Below are 26,805 nucleotides of genomic sequence, written 5' to 3' on the forward strand. Positions count from 1 at the left end.
TCGCGGCTTTTTGAGCGCTTTTGCCACCCCGCCGCCGCATTGCTTGGACCTGAATAAGTCGCTCAACGGGCTTCACAATCCCGTCACGCTGCATGTAGTATGTCAATACATGCTGCTTCGCAGCGTATATTGGAGGCCGGGAGCGTTACTTGAACGCACATGTCTCGCAAGGCAGTTGGCCGGTGTTGGTGCTGAATGCGGACTTCCGGCCGCTGAGTTACTACCCACTGTCTCTTTGGTCGTGGCAGGACGCGATCAAGGCGGTGTTCCTCGACCGCGTCAACATCGTCGCTCACTACGATCAGGCGGTCCACAGTCCCACGCTGCAGATGCAGCTGCCGAGCGTCGTCTCGCTCAAATCCTTCGTCAAGCCGACCACCCATCCCGCCTTCACCCGTTTCAACGTCTTCCTCCGCGACCGCTTCAATTGCCAATATTGCGGCTCGCCCGAAGACCTGACCTTCGATCACATCATCCCGCGCAGCAAGGGTGGCCAGACCACCTGGGAGAACGTGGTCGCGGCCTGCTCGCCGTGTAACCTGCGCAAGGGCAATCTGACGCCGGCGCAAGCAAGAATGTTTCCGCGCCAAAGTGCGTTCGCGCCCACCGTGCACCAGCTCCACCGCAACGGTCGCCTGTTCCCGCCGAACTACCTGCACGACAGTTGGCTCGACTATCTGTACTGGGATACGGAGCTGGATCCGTAGGGTGACTGCGGCCTGACTTCCCAACTCCTGCTTTTTCGAATCGATTCCATCGGAACAGCCGCGGGCCATCCTTCGGGGCCGGCCGCTCATCCAACGGTCGACCATCATCGCACTCGCAGATGCCATGACATGCGTGGTGGTTAGCTCAGCCGTCTTCGTGCAGGCGGCAGGTGGGGACGGCGCGCGCCACGCTCTCCTGGCGCATGCGGGACGGAACCCGGAGGACTGGCGCTCGTTCAGATCAGAGCGCACGCGGCAAGGCGTGTCGCAGCGCAACCGAGAGAGGCTCATCATGCCCGCAACCGAACACGATCACGTCTACAAGATCCTGGACCTCGTCGGATCGTCCGAGACCTCGATCGACGACGCGATCAAGAATGCAATCAGCCGCGCCGCCAAGACCGTTCGCGAGATGAAATGGTTCGAGGTGGTGCAGACGCGCGGCCACATCGAGAACGGCGCTGTCCGCCACTATCAGGTGACACTGCGCGTCGGCTTCACGCTGGAGGGATGAGGCGGCGGACGCCGGGCGGAACCGCCACGCGCGGCGTGTGGTGAACATCCGCCTAACGCGAGGCTATCGAAATATCCACAGCCGTCTCCGGTCGAGTACGGACCTCGCGCAATCATCGCAAATATTGCAACAGGCCGTTAAGGTGAAAGTGGGAGGTTTGCTCCAATTTGGAGCAAGCCTCATGGTCACGAGTCGCGAACTCAGCAAGACGCGTCTTCCGCTCTGGGCGGCGGGCTTCGTCGTGCTGATTTGCGTAGCGATCCTGGGCTTGAGTGCCTGGCGCGAATGGGAAGCGCGTAAGGCCGATCTTGGGAACGCCGAGGTCGAAGTCACCAATCTGGCGCACTCCCTGGTCCAGCATGCGGACGACACGTTCGAGCTCGTCGACACGCTCCTGGTCGGGCTGGTCCATCGGCTCGAACTCGACGGAACGGGACCGGACACGATCGCAAAGCTCCAGGCCTATCTGCCGACGCGCAAATCATCGGACCGCATCCGCGGCATCTTCATCTATGACGCGAGCGGCCGGTGGCTTGCCACGACCGAGCGCCTCGACTTCTCCAAGCTCAACAACAGCGACCGCGACTATTTCCGGCGCCATCGCGACTCGCCGGATCCGGGCACGCTGATCGGACCTCCGGTCAAGAGCCGCGCCGGAGGCCAATGGATCATCACCGCGTCCCGCCGGATCAACGATTCGGACGGCGGCTTCGCCGGCGTTGCCCTGCTCACGATCGACGTCAGCTATTTCGTCAAGTTCTACGAGCGGTTCGACATCGGCCCGAACGGCTCCGCATCGCTGGTCAACAACGATGGCATCATGCTGGCGCGCAGCCGCGACGAGAGCGGCGCATTCGTCGGACGCGACCTGTCCAATGCGCCCTTGTTCAAGGAGTGGGCAAGTCGCCCCGCCGCGGCGGTCTACTATTTCAAGTCGCCGCTCGATGGCGTGCAGCGGCTGAGCTATTACCAGCGCAGCAGCCGCTACCCCCTGATGGTGCTGGCGAGCAAGTCACAGGACGACGTGCTGGCCCCCTGGCGGCGCGCGGCGACCGCGCGCATGACCTTCGTCCTCGGCCTCGTCCTGCTGATCGCGGTGATCGGCTACTATCTTGTTCGTCAGCTCGTCCAGCGGCAACGCACGGCACAGGCCCTCGTCGCCAAGGAAGCCAATTTCCGCCTGCTGGCCGAGCAATCCAGCGACATGGTAACCCGCATCGGGCTGGACAACCGGCTGCTCTACGTCTCTCCCGCCTGCGCACGCATCACCGGCTGGTCGGCCGAAGAACTGCTGGGCACGTCGGCCCTGGCCGGCATTCACGAGGACGACATGGAGCGGGTCGAGCAGGCCATCGCCGCGCTGAAGAATGGTGAGGCCGAGGAAGCGCGGTTCGTCTATCGCCAGCGTCATCGCGACAAGGGCGAGATCTGGGCCGAGGCGGCGCTGCACGTGACCCTGGCGTCGGACAGCGGCGCGATCGACGGCGTCGTCGCGGTCGTGCGCGACATGACCGAGCAGAAGGATCTTCAGGACAGGCTCGCCTCGCTGGCAACGACCGACGGTCTCACCGGTCTTGCCAACCGGCGCGCATTCGACGAGCGCCTTGCCGACGAATGGGCGCGGGCCCGGCGCGACGGCACGCAGCTCTCGCTGCTGCTGATCGACGTCGACCATTTCAAGAAGTTCAACGACCTTTACGGGCATCTGGCGGGCGACGCCTGCCTGCGCGCGCTGGGCCGGATTCTATCCGCCCAGGCCAGGCGCCCGGCCGACCTCGCCGCGCGTTACGGCGGCGAGGAATTCGCCGTATTGTTGCCGAACACCGGCCCTGACGGCTGCGCCGAGGTCGGCGAGGGAATTCGCCAGGCGCTGCAGGAGCTCGCCATGCTGCATGGGCAAAATCCGCCGTCCCGGCTGGTGACGACGAGCCTCGGCGGCGCATCGGCTGTTCCGTCCGAGACCACGATGGACGGCAGCACGCTGGTCGGCGCCGCCGACCGCGCGCTCTACGCCGCCAAGGACGGCGGCCGCGACCGGCTGGTGATGTCGGGACAGGTCATACCCTGGCCCGCGAAGACCGCGTGACGAGATCGGTGCTCTCAAGCCAGATGGCACGACACGAAGTGTCCGCCCGCTCCTTCCCTCAGCTCCGGCGCGCTTTCCGCGCAGCGCGGCTGGGCGATCGGACAGCGGGTGTGGAAGTGGCAGCCCGATGGCGGCTTCATCGGGCTCGGCACGTCGCCCTTGAGGCGGATGCGCTCGCGCTTGAGCTTTGGATCGGGCACCGGCACCGCCGACAATAGCGCCCTGGTATAGGGATGCTGCGGGTTGCGGTAGAGATCGCTCGCTTTCGCCAGCTCGACGATGCGGCCGAGATACATCACCGCGACGCGGTCGGAGATGTGCTCGACCACGGAGAGGTCGTGCGCGACGAAGAGATAAGTGAGGTTCAGCTCGGCCTGGAGGTCTTCCAGGAGGTTGATGACCTGGGCCTGGATCGACACGTCGAGCGCCGAGACCGGCTCGTCGCAGACGATCAGCTTCGGCTCGACCGCGAGCGCGCGCGCGATCACGATGCGCTGGCGCTGGCCGCCGGAGAATTCATGCGGATAGCGCCGCATGTGCTCGGCCTTGAGCCCGACCTTGACCAGAAGGCCCGCGACGCGCTCCTCGCGCTCTTTCGCGGAGGAGGCGAGATTATGGATGGTGAAGGCCTCGCCGAGGATCGCGCCGACCGTCATGCGCGGATTGAGCGAGGCGAACGGGTCCTGGAATACCAGCTGCATGTTCCGCCGCATCGCACGCAGATCATTGCCGCCGAGCTTACGCACGTCCTGGCCGTCGAAGGTGACCTCGCCGTCGGTCGGCTCGATCAGACGCAGCACGCAACGTCCCGTGGTCGACTTGCCGCAGCCGGATTCGCCGACGAGACCGAGCGTCTCGCCGCGGTTGACCGAGAACGACACGCCGTCGACCGCATAGACGGTGCCGACCTGGCGCGACAACAGGCCGCCGAGCACGGGGAAATGTTTCTTCAGGCCGCTGACGCGCAGCAGGGGTTCGCTCATGGCGCGTCTCCCAGGTTCGGATCGCCGAGATGACAGGCCATGCGATGGCCAGGCGAGACCTCGCGCAGCAGCGGCTCCTTCTCGGTGCAGACGTTCATGGCGAACTTGCAGCGCGGCGCGAAGCGGCAGCCGACGGGCGGATTGATCAGGATCGGCACCGAGCCGCCGATCGCCTCGAGCCGCGTCTTGTGCTCGCTGTCGAGGTCGATGCGCGGGATCGAACGGATCAACCCTTGGGTATAGGGATGGCGCGGATTGCCGAACAGCTCGTCGACGGACGCCTCCTCCACCACCTTGCCGGCATACATCACGACGACGCGCTGCGCCGTCTCGGCGACCACGCCCATGGCATGGGTGATCAGCATCACCGCCATGCCGAAGCGCTCCTTCATGTCCTGCAAGAGGTCGAGGATCTGCGCCTGGATGGTGACGTCGAGTGCGGTGGTGGGCTCGTCAGCGATGATCAGCTTCGGCTTGCAGGCCAGCGCCATCGCGATCATCACGCGCTGACGCATGCCGCCGGAGAACTGGTGCGGATAATTGTGCACGCGGCCTTCGGCATTCGGAATCTGCACCAGCTTCAACATCTCGATGGTGCGATCGAGCGCCTGCTTCCTCGACACCGCCTCGTGGCGGCGCAGGCTCTCGGCAATCTGCTCGCCGATGGTGAGCACCGGGTTGAGCGAGGTCATCGGCTCCTGGAAGATGAAGCCGATCTCCTTGGCCCGGATCTCGTCGAGCTGGTCGCTGGTCAGCGGCACCAGATCGCGGCCCTCGAAGATGATCTGCCCCGCCGCGATCCGGCCCGGCGGCATCGCGATCAGCTTCAGGATCGACATCGCGGTCACGGTCTTGCCGCAGCCGGATTCGCCGACGACGCAGAGCGTCTCGCCCCGGTTGATGGAGATGTCGACGCCATCGACGGCCTGGAGGATGCCGTCGTCGGTGGAGAAGTGGGTTTTCAGTCCCTTGATCTCGAGCAGCGGCGCCATCAGATCACCCGTCGCGCATCGAGCGCGTCACGCAGGCCGTCGCCGATGAAGTTGATGGCGACAACCGCGATGAAGATCGCGCCGCCCGGAAACAGCGCCCAGTGCGGGCCGATGTCGAGAAAGTCCTTGGCGTCGTACAGCAGGCGGCCCCAGGTCGGGGTGTCGGGCGGGAAACCGAGGCCGAGGAAGGACAGCGTCGATTCCGCGATGATCGCGGCGGCAACGTCGATGGTGCCGGCGATAATCACCGGGCCGAGCGCATTGGGCAGGATATGCCGCACCACCTGCCGCACCGGGCTGGCGCCGAGCGCCCGTGCGGCCTCGACGAACTCCTTCTCGCGGATCGACAGGAACTGCGCGCGCACGAGCCGCGCCACCGGCATCCAGCGCAGGCCTCCGATCACGAGCACGATCAGGATGAAGATGCCGCCTTCGGGACCGAACATCGATTTCAGCCCCTCGCGGAAGAGATAGATCAGCAGCAGCAGCAGCGGCAGTTGCGGCAGCGACAGGAACAGGTCGGTCAGCCACATCAGTCCGTGCCCGAGCGCTCCGCGCGACATCCCGGCGAGCGCGCCGATCAGCGTACCGATGAAGACCGAGACCAGCATCGCGGCGAGTCCAACCGCGAGCGAAATGCGCCCCCCGTAGATCATGCGCGCCAGGATGTCCTGACCGAGATCGTCGGTACCGAAGGGATGGGCGAGCGAGGGTCCCTGCATGCCCGCCACGATGTCGATGTCGTTGATCTTGACGCGCCAGATGAAGGGACCGACGACCACCGCCAGAATCAGAATGAGGAGCAGGACCGCGCTGACCACGGCGAGCTTGTGGCGGCGATAACGTCGCCACGTCTCGCGCCAGGGCGAGTAGGTGCGCCGCTCAGCGGAGGGAGATGCGAGGGTCAAGCCAGCCATACAGCACGTCCGCGATGAGATTGAACAGCACGACGAGGCACGCGAAGACGAAGGTGACGGCCATCACCACCGGCGTGTCGTTGGAAAGAATGGAGGAGATCAGCAGCGAGCCGATGCCGGGGATGCGGAAGATCTGCTCGGTGACGATGGCGCCGCCGAACACCGCGGGCATCTGCAGCGCGATCAGCGTGACGACCGGGATCATGGCGTTGCGCATGACGTGCTTGACGATGACTTTGGCCTGGCCGAGGCCCTTCGCCCGCGCCGTGGTGACATAGTCGAGCCGGATCACGTCAAGCATCGCCGAGCGCACGAAGCGGGTCATGGACGCCGCCTGAAACAGGCCGAGCACCGCGACCGGCATGATCGCCTGCCGGATCATCTCCAGCAACCAGCGGATGCCCGTTGCGTTGATGTCCGCCGAGTAGACGAAGGGCAGCCAATCGAGCGTGACCGAGAAGATCAGGATGAACAGGATGCCGGTGAAGAAGGTCGGCAGCGAGAAGCCGACGAAGGCAAGCGTGTTGGCAACCTGGTCGAACACCGAATAAGGCTTGGTCGCCGCATAGACGCCGACGGGAATTGCGACCAGCAGCGCCAGAATCTGCGCCGAGCCGATCACGTAGAGTGTGGTCGGAAGGCGCTGGAGGATGAGCGTATCGACGTTCATCCGGCTGACGAACGAAAAACCCCAGTCGCCGTGCACCATGGCCGACAGCCAGTGCAGGTAACGAAGATAGATCGGATCATCCAGGCCGAATTTGGCCCGAAGTGCAGCTTGCACTTCGGCCGGCACGTTCGGATTGGTCGCCAGTTCGGAGAACGGGTCGCCGGGAGCCAGCGCCAGCACGAAGAACAGCACTGCCGAGATGCCGAGCAGGCTCGGAATCGCGATCAGCAAGCGACGCAGGACATACTGACTCATCAGGGAAGGATCCTCTTAGCGGCCGTCCCTCACGCCTCTCGGTACCAGTCCTGGATGTTGTCGGTCCGATTGGCCCAGCCCGAGAGCGCCGGCCGCAACGTGTTGGAGGAGGCATCCACCAGCAGGCGATGCATCACCGGAATGAACACGGTGTCCGTCCAAAGCAGATCGTTGCACTTGATGTAGAGCGCGGCGCGCTTGACCGGATCGGTCTCGGTCTCGGCCGCCGCAATGGCGGCATCATAGTCCTTGTTGACATAGCGCGGGAAATTCTGGCCCTGCCACTTGTTCTCCTTGGTGGCGACGTTGGCGGAGATGTAGCGGCGCATGTGCAAGGCCGGATCCGGCTGCGTCATCGGGATCTGGAATTCCTCGATGTCAGCATAGAACTTGGGGTAGGTATCGGGGTTGGCGACGTCCGACGAGAAGAACACCGAGGCCACGACCGACTTCAGCTCGACGTCGATGCCGGCCTTCTGGCAGGCCTGCTTGACGATCGCCTGGGTCTTCTGGCGCGGACCGTTGGTCGAGGTCTGGTACAGCAGCTTCAGCTTCTTGCCGTCCTTCTCGCGAATGCCGTCCGCGCCGACCTTCCAGCCGGCGTCGTCGAGCATCTTCGACGCCTTCTCGACGCTGAACTCCCACGAGGTGTTCTTGGAGACGAACTTCTCGGGGCCGTTGAGGTAGTTGGCGGTGGTGCGGCCGGCGCGCCCGTAAATCGCCTTCTTGACGGACTCACGATCGACCAGCAGGGACAGCGCCTTGCGCACGTTCGGATCGGAGAAGATCGGATGCTTGGTCTTCATCGAGGACCGTTCGCCATCGACCTCGGTGTTGGGATCGGTGAAGTTGATCGCAATGAACTCGATGTCGCCACCGGTGGCGTAGACCGTCTTGCCCTTGCCGCCCTTCTCCAGACGCAGCAGCACGTCGTCTTCGACCTGCATGTTCCAGGCGAAATCGAATTCGCCGGTCTGGATCACCGCCCGCGCCGCGGAGACGGCATCGCCGCCGCCCTTCATCTCGATCGTGTCGAAATACGGCCGGTTGGGCATATGGTAGTCGGGATTGAGCTGGCCGCGGACCAGATCGCCCGGCTTGAACTCCACGAATTTGTAGGGGCCGGTACCCACCGGGGCCAGATTGTTCGGCGCCTCGCGGGACTTCGAACCCTTGTAGTCCGCGAACAAATGCTTCGGGAGAACGCAGCCATAGGCACCGACGAAGGCATTTGCCCAGAATGGCGTGGGCGTCTTGAACAGGATGCGAATCGAAAGATCGCTCACCTTCTCGACCGTGATGTCACCATAGGTGCTGATGCTGACGGCGGCGGTGGCGGGATCGCTGGCATATTGCCAGGTGAACACGAAGTCGTCGGCGGTGAGCGGCTTGCCGTCGTGCCACTTCACGCCCGGCTTGATTTTCCAGACCACCGATTTGGCATCGGCGGCGAGACCGCCGTTTGCAACCGAGGGAATCTCTGCGGCGAGAATCGGGTTGAGATTGCCGTCGGCGTCCCAGCTTGCGAGCGGCTCGTAGAACAGGCGCGATCCGTCCTGGTCCTTGGTGCCGGTGGCGAAATGTGGATTGAGCAGCGTCGGCCCCTGCCACCACAGCAGCTTGAGAGGGCCGCCGCCCCCGCGCTGAGTTGGCTTATAGACCGCGGGGCTCTGCGCCATGGCGACGCCGCCAAGCGCGAGGATCTGGTTGGCGAGGGGAGCGGTGAGACCGACTGCGGCCATGCGCTTGATGAAGGCGCGGCGATCCATCCGCCCGTCCTTCACCTGGCCGATCATCGAACGCAGTTCTTTATCCAGCATGGTTGTCCCCGTCTGGTTCCCATAGTGATGAGGACGGCCGTGGCAGATGGCCGCCCAATTGGCTGGCAGTAGATGGCACACCGAATGGGGGGCGCGTCAACTGGGACCGTGTGTATGCAAACGGTCTTCTGGCTGTCCGTTGGGCAAAACTGCGTTCCGTCAGCCCATCTGTTCGGCAATCCAGCATCAAAACATGCTGGATTGCGCGCTGCAGTGCGGAAAATTTGTTCGCCGGATCAGACGAAGTATCGAGGCGATATTCTACGCCACGGACATGTCGAGCGGCGGCTCAACATGATCCGGCAGCGGACAGATATAGGGTGTCTTGGCCGTCCGCTTTTTCAGGTCGGCCTTGGCGGCCTTGATCAGTTCCGGATCCGTCAGCGCCTTGATGCCGAGACCGGCCATCGCCTTGGCGGCCTGCACCATGGCCTTGTGCGCATGCGGGCTCTTGCCCTGCGCCACCACCTGCCAGGTGTGGAAGGGCGTGCCGATTGCAACCGTGGGGGCGTGAACCTGCACGGTCGGCACCACCCAGCTGACGTCGCCGACGTCGGTCGAGCCGACCAGCGGGTTGCGCTTGGCATCGAGCGGCACCAGGAAGTCGGCCAGCGGCCGATCGGTCGGCTCCATGCCGATCGCGTAGTAGACGGACGCGATGTCCTTGTCGCTCAACGTCGCGCGGATCTGGCCGGCAAAGCTCTTGTCCGCGTCGTCGAAATGCGGCGGTCCGAGCTCTTCCATGACCCGGTGCAGCGCCTGCTCCAGCGGCGCGTTCGGCAGGATGTTGGAGACCGCGGAAATGATCTTCATCTCCACCTTGGTCTCGGTCATCAGCGCCGCGCCCTCGGCGATCTTGCTCACGCGTCCGACCAGTTCGTTCATGCCGGGAAGATCCCGGGCGCGGATCGAATAGCGCACCCGCGCATGGGCCTGGACCACGTTGGGGGCGATGCCGCCGGTGTCGAGCAGCGCATAATGCACGCGCGCGTCGCTCGGCATGTGCTCACGCATGTAGTTCACGCCGACATTCATCAATTCCACCGCATCGAGTGCGGAACGGCCGAGATGCGGCGAGGCCGCCGCATGCGAGGTGCGGCCGGTGAAGATGAAGTCCGCGCGCGTGTTGGCGAGCGACGGCGTCACCGCGACCTCCCAGAAGCTGTGCGGATGCCAGGTGATGGCGATGTCGGCGTCTCCGAATGCACCGGAGCGCACCATGAAGGCCTTTGCCGCGCCGCCTTCTTCGGCCGGGCAGCCATAATAGCGCACGCGACCGGGCACCTTGTTTTCGGCGAGCCAGTCCTTCATCGCGGTCGCGGCGAGCAGCGCCGCGGAACCGAGCAGATTGTGACCGCAGCCGTGGCCGTGCCCGCCGGACTCCACCGGACGATGCTCGGCGACACCCGCTTCCTGGCTGAGCCCGGGCAGCGCGTCATATTCCCCCATGAAGGCGATGACCGGACCGCCCTCGCCCCACTCGCCCATCACCGCGGTCGGAATGCCGGCGACGTTCTCCGTGATGCGGAAACCCTGATGACGCAGCTCGGCGAGATGCTCGGCGGCAGACCGCGCCTCGGTGTAGCACACCTCGGGCATGCCCCAGACCTTGTCGCTGAGGTCGATGAAACGCGCCTTGATCGTGTCGACGCCACGCCAGATGTCGCTGCGGTTATCCATGCTTCGATCCGTGATCCCTTGGTCAAACGAAGCGGCAATGGTTAGCAGTTTCGCCGCACCGCGCCTAGCAGCGGCAAGGACACCAGCCATGCGGCTCGGCAGGGTCTCACGGCACGGCCCAAGGCGACTGGCCGCACGAACCACGGCACGATTACATTCTCGGCCTCGACAGCGCGTCTTTGCTCACGAACAAGAGGCGTCGCCGGAAGGCGGTCGGGCTCTCGGCGACCAGCACCCCCTTCAAGGATTGTAGGCCGCCTGCAAAGAAAGGCTCCCGAAGCCCATTGCCGTGAACCTCGGTCCATTCCGGTATCTGTAATCCGTACACGCGCGCAAGGTGCTCCGCCACTGCTGCCACGTAGGCGTCGTGCACAGCGTCGGTGGAATCGGGCCGTTCTTCGATGGCCTGCTGACGCGCGTGCGGGTTCATGTAAAACCAATCGAGAAATTCGCGGAGCGACGGGTCGAATTTCTGCTCGCCAGCTCGTACACGGCGAATCACGTCACTCAGCGTTGCGGGCTTCTTGCCAAACAGGCTCATGGTTGGCTCGACAAAGGCACGTGATCAGTTTCGGGCGCGGCTTCGAGGTTTGAAAAAATCTCCTCGAGCCCCAACCGGGTCTTGGGTTGAAGCATATTCTGCGGATAGAATTTTTCGACCAACGTGAGTGCGTCCTGGCTGTTCTTGATGCCTATGGCACGGGCGAGGAGCTTGATGTCGTCAATGTCCGAGTTCGTTTCGACACCGCCGACACGCATCGCCCGACACTTCATGGCAAATAGATATTCCGGCCTTGCAGTGTAGACACGGAGGCCCGGCTGGTCCTCTGTAGGGTAGGTCTTGAATAGAGCCTTCACGTCCGGATCGGCGTCTCTTTTGCTCAGCCACCCTTTCACTCCGTCGTTCAACCAGTTTTCATCCCAGCCGAACTCCTCAGCTATCTCGGCCGCCAGCTTTTTGATGAAATCCTTGTTTCCTTCAAACACCGCATCGACGTCCCCGGTGTTGATCTGCCGGTTCATGGTCAACAGGAGTGCCGATCCGCCGTAGATCACGATTTCGACGGTGCGGCCTGCGGCGAAGGCCCGGCGGCCAAGCTCGGTCAGCGCATTTTCCAGAGTCAATCGATCGAAATTCTTATCATCGCTCATGGCTTGTTCCACAGATGGTGAACGATACGCCTGCCACATGTGACCGACAATGTCTTTTCGGGCGAACGCCGAGGCCTGCAAGGCGCGGCCGCTCCAGAATTTCTGCATTTCGCGGCCGGTGCACGCATGGCAGTCTTTAAAGAGGGGCGTTTGCGGCATAGATTGTCTCTGATTTCACTCGGCGCTTCTCGCGCTAGAGACAGGTCAAAGCGCCAAGAGAAAGACCAGGAGAACTCCATGCCCGCCCTGACCGAATGGAGAGTGCCGCCGGCCAATCAGCCGCGTGCGGGCGACTACGGTTTCGATCTCGACCGCGCGCTCGCATCCGTCGTCGGCCTGCACGCCATCATCCCGCCGGACGCCTTCAGCGCCGAGACGCTGGGCACCGAACGCGCCGGCAACGGCGTCGTGATCGATGACGGCCTGGTGCTCACGATCGGTTATCTCATCACTGAGGCAGAGTCGGTCTGGCTGCACCGCGCCGACGGACGCGTGGTGGAGGGTCATGCGCTCGGCTTCGATTCCGAGACCGGGTTCGGGCTGGTGCAGGCGCTCGGCCAGCTCGACGTCGAGCCGCTGCCGCTCGGCTCGTCGGCGGCAACCCGGATCGGCGACCGCGTCGTGGTCGGCGGCGCCGGCGGCCGCACGCGCTCGGTCGCGAGCCAGATCGTGGCCAAGCAGGAGTTCGCCGGTTACTGGGAATATCTGCTGGACGAAGCCGTCTTCACCTATCCCGCGCATCCGAACTGGGGCGGCACCGCGCTGCTCAACGAGCGCGGCGAGTTGATCGGCATCGGCTCGCTTCAGCTCGAGCGCGAACGCGATGGCAAGGCCGAGCACGTCAACATGGTCGTGCCGATCGACCTGTTGAAGCCGATCCTTGACGATCTGCGCAAGTTCGGTCGCGTCAACAAGCCGGCGCGGCCATGGCTCGGGCTCTACTCGACCGAGATCGACAACCGCATCGTGGTGATCGGGATCTCCGCCAACGGTCCGGCGGCCCGCGCCGAGCTCAAGACCGACGACATCATCCTCGCCGTCGACGGCGACAAGGTCACGAGCCAGACCGCCTTCTACAAGAAGATGTGGTCGCTCGGCGCCGCCGGCGTCGACGTACCGCTGACCGTGCATCACCAAGGCGTCACCTTCGACGTCACGGTGACCTCGACCGACCGCTTCAAGCTCCTGAAGGCGCCGAAGCTGCATTGAATCCACGCCGAAGGGATCCGCAATGACCGAGGCCGTTGTGGACGACATCGTGGCCGTGCTCCCGCCGCTGCTCAATGCGCTGGAAGCGCTCGGATTTTTCGCCCGGCATCTGCATCCGCCGGCCTTTGCTTCCGTCATGAACGCGATCGGCACGCCGGAGGAGGCACTGCGGACGGCACGCACTGCGATCGGGGATTGGCCGGACCAGTTCGCCGGCTTGCGCGAGCGACTGGATCGCGCCTGCGACGAGACGCTCGCCGCCTTTGCCGGCATCCGCGAGGTCGAGCGCGGCAATGGCGATCTCGTCGCGGTCTTCCGCGCGCTGCGCCACCTGCCGCGCGCGCAGGAGGCGCTCTATCCGCTGGCGCTGCAATTTCCGCCAGTGAGCAGCTTCTTTCTCAACGCCGCCAATCGCGAAAATGCCGACCTGTTGTCGCGGTTCGAAGTCGGAGCGAGCGAAAATACCGGCATCTTCCACGATCACAACGAACCCGGCAGCCGCGGCGGCTTCTCGGTCTATGTGCCGGAATATTACACGCCCGATCGCGCCATGCCGCTGGTGATGGCGCTGCATGGCGGCAGTGGCAACGGACGCGGCTTTCTGTGGAGCTGGGTGCGCGACGCCCGCAGCCTTGGCACGATCCTGGTGGCGCCGACCGCGACCGGCCCGACCTGGGCGCTGATGGGCGATGATGCCGATACGCCCAATCTCATGCGCATCCTCGACACCGTGCGCAGCCGCTGGAGCATCGATGCCTCGCGCATGCTGCTGACCGGCATGAGCGACGGCGGCACCTTCTGTTACGTGAGCGGGCTCGACGGCGCCTCGCCCTTCACCCATCTGGCGCCGGTGTCAGCAACCTTTCATCCGCTGATGGCGGAGATGGCCGACGCCACGCGCCTGCAGCGGCTGCCTGTCTTCATCACCCACGGCAAGCTCGACTGGATGTTTCCGGTGCAGACCGCGCGGCAGACGCAGGCAGCGCTCGCAGCGGCCGGCGCTGATGTCGCTTATCGCGAGATCGACGACCTCAGCCACACCTATCCGCGCGAGATCAACGCGGAGCTGCTGGCGTGGCTGAATGGAGAGTGAACAACCTCTCCTTGGATGCGCCGCATGGCCACGGAACCATCAGTCCGGACCGACGTTATTGCCGGTCACCGGAGGTTCGCCATGAAGACTTTTTTCGGAATGATCCTGGGCGCGCTGCTGCTTGCGAGCGGCGTCTACGTTTATGATTCCATGCAGACGTCATCGGTCGCCAATCGCGAGGTGGCGATCACCAATCGCACCATCGTGAACTGGGACGTGGCGAAGGCGGACTGGGATGCGCTGCGCGATCGCGCGCATAAGGACTGGGTCCGGATCTCGTCGAAGTAACGACGCGGCTATCATGAACAAGGCGCCGCCGCGGATCCGCGGCGGCGCCTTTGTGCTGGCTAGGATCAGCGCAGCGCGTCAGTTCATCTTGGCCTTGCGGGCATCGGCGATGACCTGCTCGAACTCGGTCATGCTGAGCACGCCGGGCACGCGGTACTTGCCGACGATGAAGGATGGGGTGCCACTGAAACCGAAGGCTTCGGCCTGCTCGTTGTTGCGCTTGAGCAAGGCATCGATGTCGCTGCCATGGTCGGCAAGATCGCGTTTCAGGCGATCCATGTCGACGCCGGCGGCCGCGAGTAGCTCGTTGATGCGCGGCTCGGTCAGGCGCGAGCTGACGCCGATCAGGGCGTCATGGGCCGGATGGTACTTGTCCTGGAATTTCGCCGCGAGTGCGCTTCGCGCCGCCGTGACCGAGACCGGTCCGAGGATCGGCCAGTCCTTCATCACCAGCCGCACCTTGCCGTCGTCCTGGACGACCTGGCGCAGCTCGGGCTCGAGCTTGCGGCAATAGGGGCAATTGTAGTCGGACCATTCGACGATGGTGACGTTGCCGTTGGGATTGCCGGCGACGGGCGTGTCGGGATCGCGCAGCACCTTGGCTTCGGTCAGCACCTCGCCATCATCGGCAGCTGCCCGCGCCGAGGTGATGCGGCCCGCCGCGAGGGCGCCCGCCCCGATCAGCGTGAGCGCCGCACGCCGCGTCGGCACCAGGCCCTTTTTCCCAGATCCAGCCATATCTCGTCCCGTTTCGGTCCCATCTCCCCGAATACGGCTCGGGACCGGGAATTGTTACGGCTCATATAGAGTGTCGCGGGCACGATGTCATCGCGTGCTAGGCGCGGGGCAGCATCGCCATCAGTGTTCCGGTCATGGTGGCGATCAGCGTGGTCTTGCCCTCGTGCTCGGCAAAGGCCCTGGCCTCGCAGAACGTCAGCGTGCGGCCGGGCTTGACCACCTCGGCCTTGAAGACGAAGCGTTCGCCGCGGGCGGGCGCAAGCAGCGTGGTCTTGAACTCGACGGTGAGGATGCCAGCCTCGGGTGGCATCAGAGTGAAGGCGGCGACACCGCAGGCATTGTCCAGGCCTGCCGTAATGATGCCGGCATGGACAAAGCCGTTCTGTTGCGTGAAGGCCGGCGAATGCAGCATCGCCAGCTCGACCTCGCCCGGCGCGAGGCGGACGATCACGATGCCGAGCGTGCGCATCGCCGGCTGGGCTTCGAACATGGCGATGGCCGCCGCGCGATAGCCCGGATTCTTCGGCTCGAATGCGGCCATGGCTTACACCTCGACCGGCTCGGCAAGCTGCCGCAATGCAATTTCGCGGATGGCATCCGCGAACGGCGCCGACTTCCGCAGCCCACGATCCATGTGCACAGCGGTAATCTCGCAGGTCGCCGCGATCTCGCCGGTCTCGGCGTTCCTCATGTCGTGCCGGAAGCGGATCGACTTGTCGCTGATCTCGAGCAGATGACTGCGGATCTCGACGATGTCGCCGGCGAGCAGCTCGCGCCTGTAGGTGATGTTCTGCTGCACCGCCGCCATGCCGCGGCCGGAACTGCGCAAGTAACTCGGCGTCAGCCCCAGGCGGGCGAACAGATTCCAATTGGCCTCGTCGAACTTGCCGACATACCACATGATGTTCATGTGGCCGACATGATCGCATTGCCACGGATAGACCGTGCCGCGATAGGTCGCCTCCTGCTCCATCGCAATTCCTCCTGCCCTGTTCTGCCCTTTGGTGGCTTCTTGATACGGTAGCGTATCAGGGCGCCGTCGCGCTAGCAATACGGCACCGTATCAAGAATCGGCGAGGCTTTCTTCATGAGCGACGGCAAGGGCGATGTCTGGGTCGAGGCGGCGTTTGCCGAGCTCGCCCGCTCGGGGGTCGAGGGGGTCAGGGTCGAGGTGCTCGCCAAGAGCCTCGGCGTCACCAAGGGCGGCTTCTACCGCCGCTTCGCCGACCGTGCTGCGCTGCTCGACGCCATGCTGCAACACTGGCGCGAGGGGCGCGCGGCGTCGATCGCGCAGCAGACGCGCCTCGATGGTCAAGAGCCCCGCGAACGGCTGAAGGCGGTGATCCAGCTCTATTCGGAGCGGCTCAATCCGGAAGCCATGGCGATCGAGCTCGCGATCCGGCAATGGGCCCGCTCGGACGAGAACGCGGCGGCGGCGGTGGCGGGCGTGGACGCCGCACGGCTCAAGCACGTCGCCGAACTCTATCGCGCGACCGGCCTTGCGGCCGAGGAGGCCGACGCGCGGGCCTTCCTGTTCTACTGCTTCATCTTCGGCCAGAGCCTCTTGTTCGTCGAGCGCGGCCCGCGCAAGCGGGCGCAGCTGGTGGCGAAATCGGCCGAAAAGCTGCTCGATTAGGCGAAAAGGCCGGAGCGCTGCTCCGGCCTTCGCGTCGATACGAAGCTCAGGCAGCGCCCTTCAGCTTCTTGGTGCATTCGCTGTAATAGCCGCCGCCCTTCTGGATCCACTTCAAGCCACCATTGCCGTTGGTGGTCTTGTTGGCGTTGTACTGGTCGACGCAGGTGTGCATCCGCGCCTTGCCGGCGGGCTCCTTGGCGTATTTCGGATCGACCGCGTTCGGATAGATGGCGGGGCCAGCCGGCAAGGCCGGCGCGGCGGCGGGGGCCGCCTCCTTCTTTGGCTGTTTCGGCTCGGCGGGAGCTGCGGGCGCGGCCGCCGTCGGCGCAGCGGCGGGCGTTGCATCCGCGCCGCACTGGGCCTTGCGGAAGTCATTCCACTTCATGGTGCCGAGCGAGCCGTCCTTCTTGGCCGCCTGGTATTTCGCGCTGCACTCCTGCGGCGTCAGCGCCTGCGCTGGCACCGACGCTGCCAACGCCGCAAATCCCGACAACGCAATCGCGCACAGCCATCTTGATTGAATGGTCATCCCTAGGTCTCCTCCTTGGTCTTCCTCGACGGACGTGAAACGAACATTGCTATCCTAGCGTGCCGGCCGCTTGCGACAAGGATGCGATGCATTGCGCCGGCAAAATATAGTGATCGCGTCGTTCTCATCATTCATGTCGCGTTCAGCAACGCGAGCCGACGGTCCCTCCCTTCGCAATTCTCGCAAGCAGAGTGCAACACATGACCTTCACGTCCCGCCTTGCCGCCGTCGCCCTCGCCTCCCTGTTCGCCAGCGGCGCCGCCTTCGCGCAGACTGCCGCGCCGGCGACCAAGCCCGATGCAGCCGCCATTGCCGAGAGGAAGGCGCCGAAGGAGCGCTCGGCGGAATCGCTCGAATGCTCCAAGCAGGCCGACGCCAAGGGATTGAAGGGCAAGGAGCGCAAGAAATTCCGCCGCGAGTGCAAGAGGGAAGCGAGGGCCGGCACCGCGGCGCCCGCCACCCCTGCCGCCGACAAGAAGTAAGCGATCCTCCACGAGCATCAGGGAGAGGCGCACGCATTGCGGCATGACGAGCCTGCAATTGTGCGCTTCTCGCTGATTTGCGATAAGGCGGCGTGAAGCCAATCTCCACCTCCCTGTCGTTCGAATGGCCGAGCCGTGCCAAGCTCTTGAGCACGGCGGAGACGCTCGTCATTGGCACCGCCGGCGGCCTGGTGTTTCTCTTCGCCGGCCTTCCCGGCGGGCTGATCTCGGGCTCGATGATCGCGGTCGCCATCGCCGCCATCGCCGGCCGCCAATTGTCGCTGCCGCCGCTCCTGACGCAGACCGTGCTGGTGCTGCTCGGCATTTCGCTGGGCTCGGTGGTCTCGCGCCATCTGCTGCAGCAGGTCAGTGCCTATCCCCTCACCATCGGCCTGCTTGCGCTCGCGACCTTCTGCTCGACCTTCGGCTCCAGCTATTACCTCCAGCGCGTCCATGGCTGGGACCGCACCTCGGCCTTCCTGGCCGGCAGCCCCGGCGCGCTGTCGCAGATCACGATTCTGGCGGTCGAGCGCGGCGCCGACCTGCCGGGCATCGCGGTGGTGCAGACCATGCGCGTCATCATCCTCACCGCGGCGCTGCCGATGGTGCTGGCGATAGCAGGCGTAGCGCCCTCCGCGGCGCCATCGCTGACGACCGCAACGATCGCCTCGCCGCTCGACCTCGTCGAGCTGGCCGCGGCCTCGCTGGCGATGGCGCTGCTCCTGCGGCTGATCAAGTTTCCCGCGAGCTGGATGTTCGGCGCCATGATCGCCTCCAGCGTGCTGCATGGCGCCGGCTGGATCGAGGGCGGCCTGCCGGACTGGGGGCGCGGCGTGGCGCTGGTCGGGATCGGCGCGCTGATCGGCAGCCGTTTCGCGCGGATGCGGATCAAGACGCTCGCCGGCCACATCAACGCGGCACTGGGCTCGTTTACCGTGGCGATCGCCGTCTCCGCCATCTTCGTCGGCATCGTCGCGCTCACCACGCAGGTGAAATTCTCCGACGTCGTCGTCGCCTTCGCGCCGGGCGCGATGGACGCCATGCTGGCACTGGCGCTGACGCTGCACATCGACCCGATCTTCGTCGGCGCCCACCATCTGTCGCGTTTCGTGTTCGTGACCATCGCGACGCCGGGCATCGTGCATCTGTTCGGACGCACGCAGGACGATGTGGATGACTAGCAGAACGCTCTCGTAGGGTGGGCAAAGGCGCACTTGCGCCGTGCCCACGATCTCTCTCAATCGTTACAGGTGGTGGGCACAGCGCGCGAAGAGCGCGCTTTTGCCCACCCTACGGCAGCTACGCACGCTTCACGGTCCCTGCGAAGCCCCACGCGGCAATCGCGGCCATCACGAGCGAGATCAGCACATTGTAGCCGGCGAGCGAGAGGCCGAGGAAGCGCCACTGCACCTCGTCGCAGCGCACCACCTTCACGGTGTCGAGCTTCGAGAAAAGATCGCCGGCGTTGCCGAGGTTGACGACGGGGCCGCTGCAATCGGTCGGCCCCTTCCAGAACCCCCATTCGACGCCGGAATGGTAGGCGCCGAGACCGGCATTGGCGAGCGTCGCCAGCGCGAGGATCGCGAGCCCCGCCAGCAGCAGCGGCCGCGGCGCGGCATTTCGAGCCGCAACCGCCGTGAGCGCACCGAGCGGAATCGCGAGGTAGTAGGCGTAGCGCTGCTCCAGGCAGAGCGGACAGGGCAGGATCTCCAGCACCAGCTGGAAGAACCAGGCGCCCGCGATGGTCGCGGCCGCGATCAGCGTGACGAGCAGCGAGGCGGTCAGCGCGGCGCCGCCGGCAGCCGGCTTCAACGCAGGTATCGCGGCACTCTGGGTCGTCACGGCAGCCTCTTTCCGGTGGGTCGCGCCCTTAAGCCCTAACGCCGGTGCATGCGGCTGTCGAGAACGGCCGGGATCACTTTGGCGCGGGTTGACCCCGCTTTGTCCATGGCTATAGTCCGCCGGCTTCGCGACGCTCCCCTCAAGGGCCGACCGAGGGCCCCTGTGGCGGAACTGGTAGACGCGCTCGACTCAAAATCGAGTTCCGCAAGGAGTGCTGGTTCGATTCCGGCCAGGGGCACCATTCACATCAAATCTCTAAATCCTTTAAGGCGGCGGGCGCTGTTCGAGCTCGATGCGTTGAGCGCCTGGTGCGATCGAGACCGACCCTGACGGCGGTGCGGCTCACTTTGTCGTGTCGGCAAGACGCAGATTCGACACCCCCACGCCGCGGACGCGGAGTGGTGCCGCGAGCTCTCCTCCACTGATGTCGAGAACGAAGCCGATATTGTCGGCGCGCAGGCGGAATTCGATTGTCCTGCCTGCCTTGCGCCAATCCGCAGTCTCTCCATCGTCGAGATAGATAAGTCCGGAGCTGCCATGATCGGGCGCCCCGAACACGATCGCCGTCAGCCCCTTCTCGTCTTCGATCGGAACGATCGCGCCCGCGCGTGCGAAGACGGGCAGCCGGCCCAGAGGTGCAGCGACGATGATGGTCCGACCGCCCTCGTAGGGCGTCCCGTCATACCAGTCGTACCAGCCGCCGCGATGGGCGGGCAGATAGACTTTTCGCATCGTCGCGCCTTCCTCGAGCACCGGAGCGACGAGGAGATCGGGACCAAGCATGAAAGCGTCTTCGACGGTTGCTGCGAGTCCGTCGGAGGCGAAATCCCACAACAGCGGGCGCACCGCCGGCACGTCGTCCAGCGCCGCGCGCCACATCTGGGTATAAAGATAGGGCACGAGGCTGTGGCGAAGCTTCAGGACGGATCGCACCTCGGGAAGCACGCTTTCATGCATCCAGGGCGTATTGACGATGCCGCTCGTCTTCCAGGAATTCATCACCATGCGCGGCCACAGCGCGCAGAACTCGACGAAGCGGCACAGCAGTTCCGGACCCGGTGACGGGCCATGGAAACCACCGACGTCATGGCCGATGTTGTAGAGGCCCGACAGGCTCATGTTGAGGCCCTGGGTCAGGTTGTAGCGCAACGTCTTCCAGGACGTTTCGTTGTCGCCGCTCCAGGTCTGGCCGTAACGGGCGATGCCCGCGCTGCCGGCACGCGTGATCGTGTAGGGACGCTTGTCCGGTGCCTGCGCCGCCTGGGTCTCGTAGGCAAGCTTGTGCATCAACAGCGCCTGCGCCGGACGGGCCAGCGCCTGCGGATACGGACGGCCGTCACCGTCGCACACCGCGTCTTCGTCCCAGATCTCGAATTCGTTGTTGTCGCTCCAGACCGACGTCACACCATAGGCGAGCAGCGCGTCGCGGATGCCGTCCGCCCACCACCGCCGTCCTTCCGGATTGGTGAAGTCGATGTGGAAGCCGAGACCGTCCCAGAATTGCGCCACCGCCGGCTCGCCGGTCTCGCCGTCGGCGACCAGGATGCCATTGGCCCTTGCTTGATCAAGCCGCGGATGATCGTCGAGCAGGCAGGGCTTGATGTTGGTGACCGGCTGCATGCCGGCGGCTTTGAGCCGCGCCATGGTCGCGGCCGGATCCGGAAACTTGTCGCGATTCCAGTTGAAAACGTAGCGACGGTCGCCGATCGAGGTGTAGCCCGAGCCGAAATGAAAGCTGTCGCAGCGAATGCCGTGGCGTCGGCAATCCTCGATGAAGGCGGTGATCCGCGCGTCCGCATCCGGTGCGTCGGCGATGGTCATCGTCGTCATCGCGAAGCCGAGCGTCCAGCGCGGCGCAAAGGCCTGTCCGCCGGTCAGCCAGGAAAAACGACGCGTCACCTCCGATACCGTCGGGCCGGCGAGCACGTAATAGTCGAGGTCGCCGTCCTCGGCGCGATAGCTGCGGAACAGGTTGTGGTAGTTGTCGAGCGTGCAACCGAGGTCGACCGAGCCGAGGGCGAGATTATCGTAGAAGACGCCGTGCGCGCCGCGCGCGCCGTCGACGATGAAGAACGGCAGCATCTTGTAGAGCGGGTCGGACAGCTCGGCATCGTAGCCGCAGGGGTCGACGGCATCGATGGCGAAGCGCCGGCCGGTGCGGTCGAGCGGACCGGCCTTGTCGCCGAGGCCGTAATGGCGTTCGCCTTCGTGCCGTTCCATCGCGTGCAGCAAAGCGCCTGTCTTGCGCGACAGCAAATAGGCCTGGGTCGGGCGGTCACGCAGGAATGGCTGGTGCTCGCCGTCGCGGTACCAGGCGATGCCAAACGGATCGAGCGCTACCCGTGCGCTGAGACCACCGGCCGCGATCGTGACGATGGAACTCTCCTCCGACACCGAAGGCTTCGGATTGGCAAAGCCCGAGACATCGTCGCGCGACCGTCCCTCGAACGGCGGCTCGGTGCGATCAGGCGCGATCGCCCAGCCGCGGTCGAGGCGATAGCCATCCTGCCGGCGCAAGGTGACGCGGCCGATGTCGCTCTCCAGAATCGCGACGCGTAGCGTCGCGAGCGGAGCCGCCGCCGGTCCGGTCGCGAGGTCGAACAGCGCGGCGTGGCCGTCGAGGCCGCGGAAGCGGCCATGGGTCAGGGCTTTCATGAATCAGGCTCCGGGTCGATCAGGGCCGGGCGAGGGATGCGCCGGTTGCATCGAAAATGTGCAGGTGGCCGGCGGCGAAGCGGATCGCGACCGCATCGCCGCGATAGAACTGTGACTGGCCATCCTGTCGCAGCGTGATCTGCGGCAGGCCGGGCGCCGAGGCATAGATGAATGTCTCACCGCCAAGCCGCTCGACGAGGTCGACAGTTGCTGTGAGCATGCCCGTGTCGGGCGCGACGTCGATATGCTCGGGGCGGATGCCGATCGTCACGGCCGCGCCGGCCGCGAGACCGGAAGCCGCACGGGGTAACGCGACTTCACGTTCGCCGACCGTGAGGCGGAGCATACCGTCGTCGGAAATCACCACAGCCGGCAGGAAGTTCATCCGGGGTGAACCGATGAAGCCGGCAACAAAGGTATTCGAAGGGTGATTGTAGAGTTCGAGGGGTGTGCCGATCTGCTCGATCCGGCCAGATTTTAGCACCACGATTCGGTCGGCAAGCGTCATGGCTTCGACCTGATCGTGGGTGACATAGATCATCGTGCCGCCCAGCTTGGCATGCAGCGCGGCAAGTTCCTTGCGCGTCGCGACGCGCAACTCCGCGTCGAGGTTCGACAACGGCTCATCGAACAGAAAGATCTTCGGATCGCGCACGATGGCCCGGCCGATGGCGACGCGCTGGCGCTGTCCGCCGGAGAGCGCCTTGGGTTTGCGGTCGAGATAGTCCGTGAGCCGCAGCATGGCGGCGGCGCGCTCCACCCGCTCCTCGATCGCCGCAGGCTTCAGCCCCATGTTCTCGAGCGCGAAGGCCATGTTCTTGCGCACGCTCATGTGCGGATAAAGCGCATAGGACTGGAATACCATGGCGAGCCCGCGCTCGGAGGCCGGCAGATGGGTGACGCGCTCCCCGTCGATATGGACCTCGCCGCTGGTTACGTTTTCGAGGCCGGCGATGACGCGCAGCAGCGTCGACTTTCCGCAACCGGACGGCCCGACGAAGACGACGAATTCGCCATCCTTCACGACGAGATCGATGTCGTGTAGCACGTCGATGGTGCCGAAGGATTTGCGTGCGCCCGCGAGTTTCAGTTCAGCCATGGTCGATAGCCTCGATCGATCACTTCATGCCCGTCGAGCCGATGCCCGTCGTGATGAAGCGCTGGAGGAAGACAAAGACGAGCGCGACGGGAATGAGCGTCACGACTGTCATCGCAAGCAGGTAATGCCACTGGGTCTGGAGTTCGCCCTGGAACGCATTGAGTGCGATCTGCAGCGTGTAGACCTCGGTCTTGGTCAGCACCGCGAGGGGCCACAGGAATTCGTTCCAGCGCCACATGATCGAGAAAATCGCCAGAACCGCCAGCGCCGGCAGGGTCAGCGGCATGACGATGCGCCAATAGATCTGCCACTCGGACGCCTTGTCCATGCGCGCGGCCTCGATCAGATCCTTTGGCAAGGTCAGCATGTACTGCCGGAGCAGGAACACGCCCGTCGGCGTCGCGGCACCCGGCAGGATCACAGCCCACAGCGAGTTGGTGAGGCCGAGTTCGGTCACCACCAGATAGACCGGCACGAGGATGATGGTCATCGGGATCATCAGCGTTCCGATCACCGCCAGCGTCGCCGCCTGCTTGCCGGGGAACTGGTAGATGGCGAGCCCGTAGGAGGCCATGGAATTGATCAGCAGCGTGATCAGCGTCGCGACAACGGTCACGAATACCGAATTGGACAGGAAGCGCAGGAAGGCGAAGCGCTGCAGCGGCTCGCTGTAATTCTCGGTCGCAAGCGCTATGCGGCGCACCGGCCCGCGCTTGTCGATCGCGACGCGGAACTGTTGCGAGGGATCGGCGGGATCGACCATCTGGGCCATGAGCCCGACGCGCCGGATCTGCGCCAGTTCGCGTGTCGTGCCGTCGGGAAGCGTCACGCGGAACAGCGGCAGCTTCTGTGGCTGATCTGGTACCGTCACCTCGACCTGTGCGAATGGCAGCAGCGATGGAGGAAATTCCAATAATGCGCTCTGGGTCTTGAACGATGACAGCACGAGCCACAGCACCGGCCCGAACATCAGGACGACACCGAACGCGAGATAGACGTAGGCCGCGACGTCGGTCCAGTGCAGCGGCCGCCCTTGCCCGTTGCGACGCTGACCAAGCAGGCTTGAAAGGCGCATGGTTGCCATATCAGACCTCTTTGCGCCGCGCGGCGGCGAATTGCAGGAGTGTCAGGACGAAAAGGACGACGCCGAGCACGACGGAGGCGGCGGCGGCGAGGCCGAAATTCTGCACCTGGCTGGAGAACGCGGTCTCATAGATGTATTGGACGACCATCAGCGTCGCGGTGCCGGGACCGCCGCCGGTCAGCACGAAGACCTCGTCGAAGGTCTGCGCTCCCTTGATCAGCGCGAGCACGATCACGACGATCATGTTCGGCCATAGCAGCGGCAGCGTGATGCGTATCAGCACGCGCCAGCGCGGCGTCGCGTCCATCTCCGCCGCCTCGTAGAGGTCGGCCGGGATCGCTTGCAGGCCGGCGAGCAGGATCAGGGTATAGAACCCCATATGCGCCCACACCGAGACGAACACCGCCCAGAACATCGCCCAGCTCGGATCGACGAAGAACAGGATCTTCTGCCCACCGAGCGTGGTGATGGCGGCGTTGAGGAGCCCGTCGCGCTGCAGGATCCATTTCCAGATCAGCGCGACGACCACGGGCGACAGCAGGACGGGGAAGAAATATACCGCGCGGAAAAAGCCGCGACCGCGGATCTTCATGTTGAGGACGAGCGCCGTGACGAGCGAAATCAGCACCATCGCCGTCACCTGGAATACGATGAACTTCGCGGTATTGGCGACGCCGCGCCAGAAATGGTCCTCGCGGCAACTCGCCGGATCGAGATAGGAGCCGCAGTCGAACAGATAGGCGAACTGGTCGCCGCCGACATAGGGGCGCTGCGAGGGAAACAGGGCCGTGCCGCCGGTCACCGAGAACACGATGTTGATACCGATCGGCAGGAACACGAACAGGCCAAAGAAGACGAAGTTAGGCAGCAGGAACACGTAGGCCATCTGCCTCGCGCCGATCATGCGCTGGATCCAGCGCATCGGCGGATCGAGCAGCCGCAACGCGACGCCAACCGGCAGGACAGCGGATTGCCCAAGCCGTGAGAACGCGCCAATTGCTATGCCGCGCTCCGGTCGAATGGCGGACGGAATGTCCGGCATGGCAGTGATCCTCCGGCCGATGAACCAGTTCGCGTCACTTCTTGTTGCGCTCGGAGATCTGTTGCGCGACGTCGGCCGTGATGCGCTTGTAGGCGTCCTCGAGCGTCGTCTCGCCGGAGACCGCCTGCCCGAGCCGGCTGATGACGGCGTTCAGGACGATCCGGCTGTTGCCGTAGCCTTGGGTTCGATAAGCGATCGGGGAAATCTGGGCGGCGCTCACGGTGAAGACCTTCAGCGCGGCAGCAGCATCCGGGCCAGCCGTCGGGTAGTCGATGCCCTTCTTCGCGAGCCCAAGGTGGCCGGGCACGAAGAGCGAGCGCGAGTAGAACTCCGCCAGCACCGGTTCGCTCGCGAGATATTCCATCACCCGCGCGACTTCCTTGGGATGCTGGGTCGTCTTGAAGGCCACGAGACCGGCGCCGCCCGGCATGCTGCTGCACCCGCCCGGCCCGCAAGGATTGGGCACCGCCACCCAGTCGAAGGCGTCACCGATGGTCTTGGCGAACTGGCTGATCTGCCACGATCCGGACAGATACATCACGACCTGCGCGTTCTTGAATTCGTCGTTGGCGCCGCGATAGGCGGTACCCGAGACCGAGCCCCACAGCTCCTTCGACATCACGCCGGACTTATGCCAGTCGTAGACGAGCTGCGCCGCGCGTTTGAACCCGTCGTCGACGACATCAGGTTCGCCGTTCGCGCCGAAGACCTGGGTGCCTTGCGATACGGCGAGCGCATAGAATCGGTGGCCCGAGCGGTCGAGTGCGAGCGGGAACGGCGCCTGGACCTTGTCTGCAACCTGCTTCACCGCCTTCGCCCAATCCTCCCAGGTCGACTGCTCGCCCGGCATCGCGACGCCGGCCTGCTCGAACAGGGTCTTGTTGACGAAGGGGCCGGTTACGGTGAGCTGCGTCATGAAGCCCGGAATTGCCTTGGTATCGCCAGCCGGGCGCATCCATTCGAGGAAAGGACCGAAGTTCGTCTCCCAGTAGGTGGGATCCTTAAGAAAAGGACGCATATCGAGTGCGAAGCGCGACAGACCGCCCATGTCGACGATACGCGCCATATCGGGGCCCTGGCCGGAGGCCAGCTGCACCGGCAAGGTCTCGTTGACCGCCTTGTACGGCACCTGATCGAGGACGATTTCGATGTCCTTGTTCTGCGCGTGGAATCGCTTGAGTAGGTCAGCCATCACCTCGCCCTCGTTGCCGTCCGAGTACCAGGTCATTCGCAGCGTCGTGGTCTCGGCAGCGACTGGCCCGCCGAACACGGTGGCGGCCAGCAGGGACAGCAGAAAAGACGTTATAACGGACGTAGCGACACGCATGGTCG

General features: G+C 64.6%; 27 protein-coding genes and 1 tRNA gene. 10 read left to right on the forward strand and 18 right to left on the reverse strand.

Going from position 1 to position 26,805, the window contains the following annotated elements; genetic code table 11:
• The first annotated feature begins 149 nt into the window (after window positions 1-149).
• The 3 genes from IVA79_RS02075 to IVA79_RS02085 all read left to right on the forward strand — a co-directional run bounded on the left by IVA79_RS02075 (window position 150) and on the right by IVA79_RS02085 (window position 3,307).
• Entirely contained in the window at window positions 150-707 is a 558-nt protein-coding gene (locus tag IVA79_RS02075) for an HNH endonuclease (protein ID WP_247310535.1), read from the forward strand.
• A 292-nt stretch (window positions 708-999) separates the two neighbouring features.
• A complete protein-coding gene (locus tag IVA79_RS02080; protein WP_247550018.1) occupies window positions 1,000-1,221 on the forward strand; it encodes a dodecin in 222 nt (73 codons plus the stop codon).
• 181 nt (window positions 1,222-1,402) lie between these two features.
• A complete protein-coding gene (locus IVA79_RS02085) occupies window positions 1,403-3,307 on the forward strand; it encodes a diguanylate cyclase (RefSeq protein WP_247550032.1) in 1,905 nt (634 codons plus the stop codon).
• Window positions 3,308-3,321: 14 nt separating this feature from the next.
• Here the strand turns inward: IVA79_RS02085 and IVA79_RS02090 are convergent, their stop codons facing one another.
• The 8 genes from IVA79_RS02090 to IVA79_RS02125 all read right to left on the reverse strand — a co-directional run bounded on the left by IVA79_RS02090 (window position 3,322) and on the right by IVA79_RS02125 (window position 11,935).
• Window positions 3,322-4,290, reverse strand: coding sequence for a dipeptide ABC transporter ATP-binding protein (locus IVA79_RS02090; protein WP_130213299.1), 969 nt, complete (start codon window positions 4,288-4,290; stop codon window positions 3,322-3,324).
• Window positions 4,287-5,282, reverse strand: a complete 996-nt coding sequence (locus IVA79_RS02095) for an ABC transporter ATP-binding protein (RefSeq protein WP_247550034.1) — start codon at window positions 5,280-5,282, stop codon at window positions 4,287-4,289. The genes IVA79_RS02090 and IVA79_RS02095 overlap by 4 nt, the downstream gene beginning before the upstream one ends.
• Window positions 5,282-6,199 carry an ABC transporter permease gene (locus IVA79_RS02100; RefSeq protein ID WP_247550038.1) on the reverse strand — a complete coding sequence of 306 codons (918 nt, stop codon included), beginning with the start codon at window positions 6,197-6,199 and terminating at the stop codon, window positions 5,282-5,284. Before IVA79_RS02100 ends, IVA79_RS02095 begins: the two co-directional genes overlap by 1 nt.
• Complete coding sequence (locus IVA79_RS02105) at window positions 6,165-7,124, reverse strand: ABC transporter permease (RefSeq protein ID WP_247550040.1); 960 nt, start codon at window positions 7,122-7,124, stop codon at window positions 6,165-6,167. The genes IVA79_RS02100 and IVA79_RS02105 overlap by 35 nt, the downstream gene beginning before the upstream one ends.
• A gap of 29 nt (window positions 7,125-7,153) precedes the next feature.
• On the reverse strand, window positions 7,154-8,944 hold the full coding sequence (locus tag IVA79_RS02110) for a peptide ABC transporter substrate-binding protein (protein ID WP_247550042.1): 1,791 nt from the start codon (window positions 8,942-8,944) through the stop codon (window positions 7,154-7,156).
• A gap of 261 nt (window positions 8,945-9,205) precedes the next feature.
• A complete protein-coding gene (locus IVA79_RS02115) occupies window positions 9,206-10,624 on the reverse strand; it encodes a M20 family metallopeptidase (protein ID WP_247550043.1) in 1,419 nt (472 codons plus the stop codon).
• A gap of 151 nt (window positions 10,625-10,775) precedes the next feature.
• Window positions 10,776-11,165 carry a hypothetical protein gene (locus tag IVA79_RS02120; RefSeq protein ID WP_247550045.1) on the reverse strand — a complete coding sequence of 130 codons (390 nt, stop codon included), beginning with the start codon at window positions 11,163-11,165 and terminating at the stop codon, window positions 10,776-10,778.
• On the reverse strand, window positions 11,162-11,935 hold the full coding sequence (locus IVA79_RS02125; protein ID WP_247550047.1) for a hypothetical protein: 774 nt from the start codon (window positions 11,933-11,935) through the stop codon (window positions 11,162-11,164). Before IVA79_RS02125 ends, IVA79_RS02120 begins: the two co-directional genes overlap by 4 nt.
• Window positions 11,936-12,013: 78 nt before the next feature.
• Here IVA79_RS02125 and IVA79_RS02130 point away from each other — a divergent pair, with 78 nt between their 5' ends.
• From IVA79_RS02130 to IVA79_RS02140, 3 genes are all read left to right on the forward strand, one after another.
• On the forward strand, window positions 12,014-12,985 hold the full coding sequence (locus IVA79_RS02130; RefSeq protein ID WP_247550049.1) for a S1C family serine protease: 972 nt from the start codon (window positions 12,014-12,016) through the stop codon (window positions 12,983-12,985).
• 22 nt (window positions 12,986-13,007) lie between these two features.
• Entirely contained in the window at window positions 13,008-14,078 is a 1,071-nt protein-coding gene (locus IVA79_RS02135; RefSeq protein WP_247550051.1) for a phospholipase, read from the forward strand.
• A gap of 81 nt (window positions 14,079-14,159) precedes the next feature.
• Window positions 14,160-14,366: a hypothetical protein gene (locus IVA79_RS02140; protein WP_247550053.1), complete on the forward strand. Its 207-nt coding sequence runs from the start codon at window positions 14,160-14,162 to the stop codon at window positions 14,364-14,366.
• A 78-nt stretch (window positions 14,367-14,444) separates the two neighbouring features.
• On the opposite strand, the gene IVA79_RS02145 is transcribed toward IVA79_RS02140, so the two are convergent.
• The 3 genes from IVA79_RS02145 to IVA79_RS02155 all read right to left on the reverse strand — a co-directional run bounded on the left by IVA79_RS02145 (window position 14,445) and on the right by IVA79_RS02155 (window position 16,077).
• Entirely contained in the window at window positions 14,445-15,104 is a 660-nt protein-coding gene (locus IVA79_RS02145; protein WP_247550055.1) for a DsbA family protein, read from the reverse strand.
• A gap of 97 nt (window positions 15,105-15,201) precedes the next feature.
• Window positions 15,202-15,645: a PaaI family thioesterase gene (locus IVA79_RS02150; RefSeq protein WP_247550056.1), complete on the reverse strand. Its 444-nt coding sequence runs from the start codon at window positions 15,643-15,645 to the stop codon at window positions 15,202-15,204.
• Between the two features lie 3 nt (window positions 15,646-15,648).
• On the reverse strand, window positions 15,649-16,077 hold the full coding sequence (locus IVA79_RS02155; RefSeq protein WP_247550058.1) for an acyl-CoA thioesterase: 429 nt from the start codon (window positions 16,075-16,077) through the stop codon (window positions 15,649-15,651).
• A gap of 114 nt (window positions 16,078-16,191) precedes the next feature.
• On the opposite strand from IVA79_RS02155, the gene IVA79_RS02160 reads away from it, so the two are divergent.
• Entirely contained in the window at window positions 16,192-16,740 is a 549-nt protein-coding gene (locus IVA79_RS02160; RefSeq protein ID WP_247550060.1) for a TetR/AcrR family transcriptional regulator, read from the forward strand.
• A gap of 46 nt (window positions 16,741-16,786) precedes the next feature.
• Here the strand turns inward: IVA79_RS02160 and IVA79_RS02165 are convergent, their stop codons facing one another.
• Window positions 16,787-17,269: a hypothetical protein gene (locus IVA79_RS02165; protein WP_247550061.1), complete on the reverse strand. Its 483-nt coding sequence runs from the start codon at window positions 17,267-17,269 to the stop codon at window positions 16,787-16,789.
• Window positions 17,270-17,469: 200 nt separating this feature from the next.
• Between IVA79_RS02165 and IVA79_RS02170 the strand changes: the two genes are divergently transcribed.
• Together IVA79_RS02170 and IVA79_RS02175 are read left to right on the forward strand one after the other, a co-directional pair.
• Window positions 17,470-17,751 carry a PsiF family protein gene (locus tag IVA79_RS02170; RefSeq protein WP_247550071.1) on the forward strand — a complete coding sequence of 94 codons (282 nt, stop codon included), beginning with the start codon at window positions 17,470-17,472 and terminating at the stop codon, window positions 17,749-17,751.
• 92 nt (window positions 17,752-17,843) lie between these two features.
• Window positions 17,844-18,932 carry an AbrB family transcriptional regulator gene (locus IVA79_RS02175; protein WP_247550073.1) on the forward strand — a complete coding sequence of 363 codons (1,089 nt, stop codon included), beginning with the start codon at window positions 17,844-17,846 and terminating at the stop codon, window positions 18,930-18,932.
• 118 nt (window positions 18,933-19,050) lie between these two features.
• Here IVA79_RS02175 and IVA79_RS02180 read toward each other — a convergent pair whose 3' ends face one another.
• The gene (locus IVA79_RS02180; protein WP_247550075.1) at window positions 19,051-19,593 is read right to left on the reverse strand and encodes a disulfide bond formation protein B; all 543 of its coding nucleotides are present in this window, start codon (window positions 19,591-19,593) and stop codon (window positions 19,051-19,053) included.
• A gap of 156 nt (window positions 19,594-19,749) precedes the next feature.
• Between IVA79_RS02180 and IVA79_RS02185 the strand changes: the two genes are divergently transcribed.
• Window positions 19,750-19,834: transfer RNA gene (locus IVA79_RS02185), tRNA-Leu, on the forward strand.
• A gap of 101 nt (window positions 19,835-19,935) precedes the next feature.
• Here IVA79_RS02185 and IVA79_RS02190 read toward each other — a convergent pair.
• The 5 genes from IVA79_RS02190 to IVA79_RS02210 all read right to left on the reverse strand — a co-directional run bounded on the left by IVA79_RS02190 (window position 19,936) and on the right by IVA79_RS02210 (window position 26,800).
• On the reverse strand, window positions 19,936-22,248 hold the full coding sequence (locus IVA79_RS02190) for a glycoside hydrolase family 31 protein (protein WP_247550077.1): 2,313 nt from the start codon (window positions 22,246-22,248) through the stop codon (window positions 19,936-19,938).
• Window positions 22,249-22,267: 19 nt separating this feature from the next.
• Window positions 22,268-23,347, reverse strand: a complete 1,080-nt coding sequence (gene ugpC / locus IVA79_RS02195) for a sn-glycerol-3-phosphate ABC transporter ATP-binding protein UgpC (protein WP_247550079.1) — start codon at window positions 23,345-23,347, stop codon at window positions 22,268-22,270.
• A 19-nt stretch (window positions 23,348-23,366) separates the two neighbouring features.
• On the reverse strand, window positions 23,367-24,422 hold the full coding sequence (locus IVA79_RS02200; RefSeq protein ID WP_247550544.1) for a carbohydrate ABC transporter permease: 1,056 nt from the start codon (window positions 24,420-24,422) through the stop codon (window positions 23,367-23,369).
• Between the two features lie 10 nt (window positions 24,423-24,432).
• Complete coding sequence (locus IVA79_RS02205; protein ID WP_247550545.1) at window positions 24,433-25,353, reverse strand: sugar ABC transporter permease; 921 nt, start codon at window positions 25,351-25,353, stop codon at window positions 24,433-24,435.
• Window positions 25,354-25,507: 154 nt separating this feature from the next.
• Complete coding sequence (locus tag IVA79_RS02210; protein WP_247550081.1) at window positions 25,508-26,800, reverse strand: ABC transporter substrate-binding protein; 1,293 nt, start codon at window positions 26,798-26,800, stop codon at window positions 25,508-25,510.
• Window positions 26,801-26,805 lie beyond the last annotated feature (5 nt).

It is taken from the genome of Bradyrhizobium sp. 138 (genome assembly GCF_023074075.1).
Classification (GTDB): domain Bacteria; phylum Pseudomonadota; class Alphaproteobacteria; order Rhizobiales; family Xanthobacteraceae; genus Bradyrhizobium.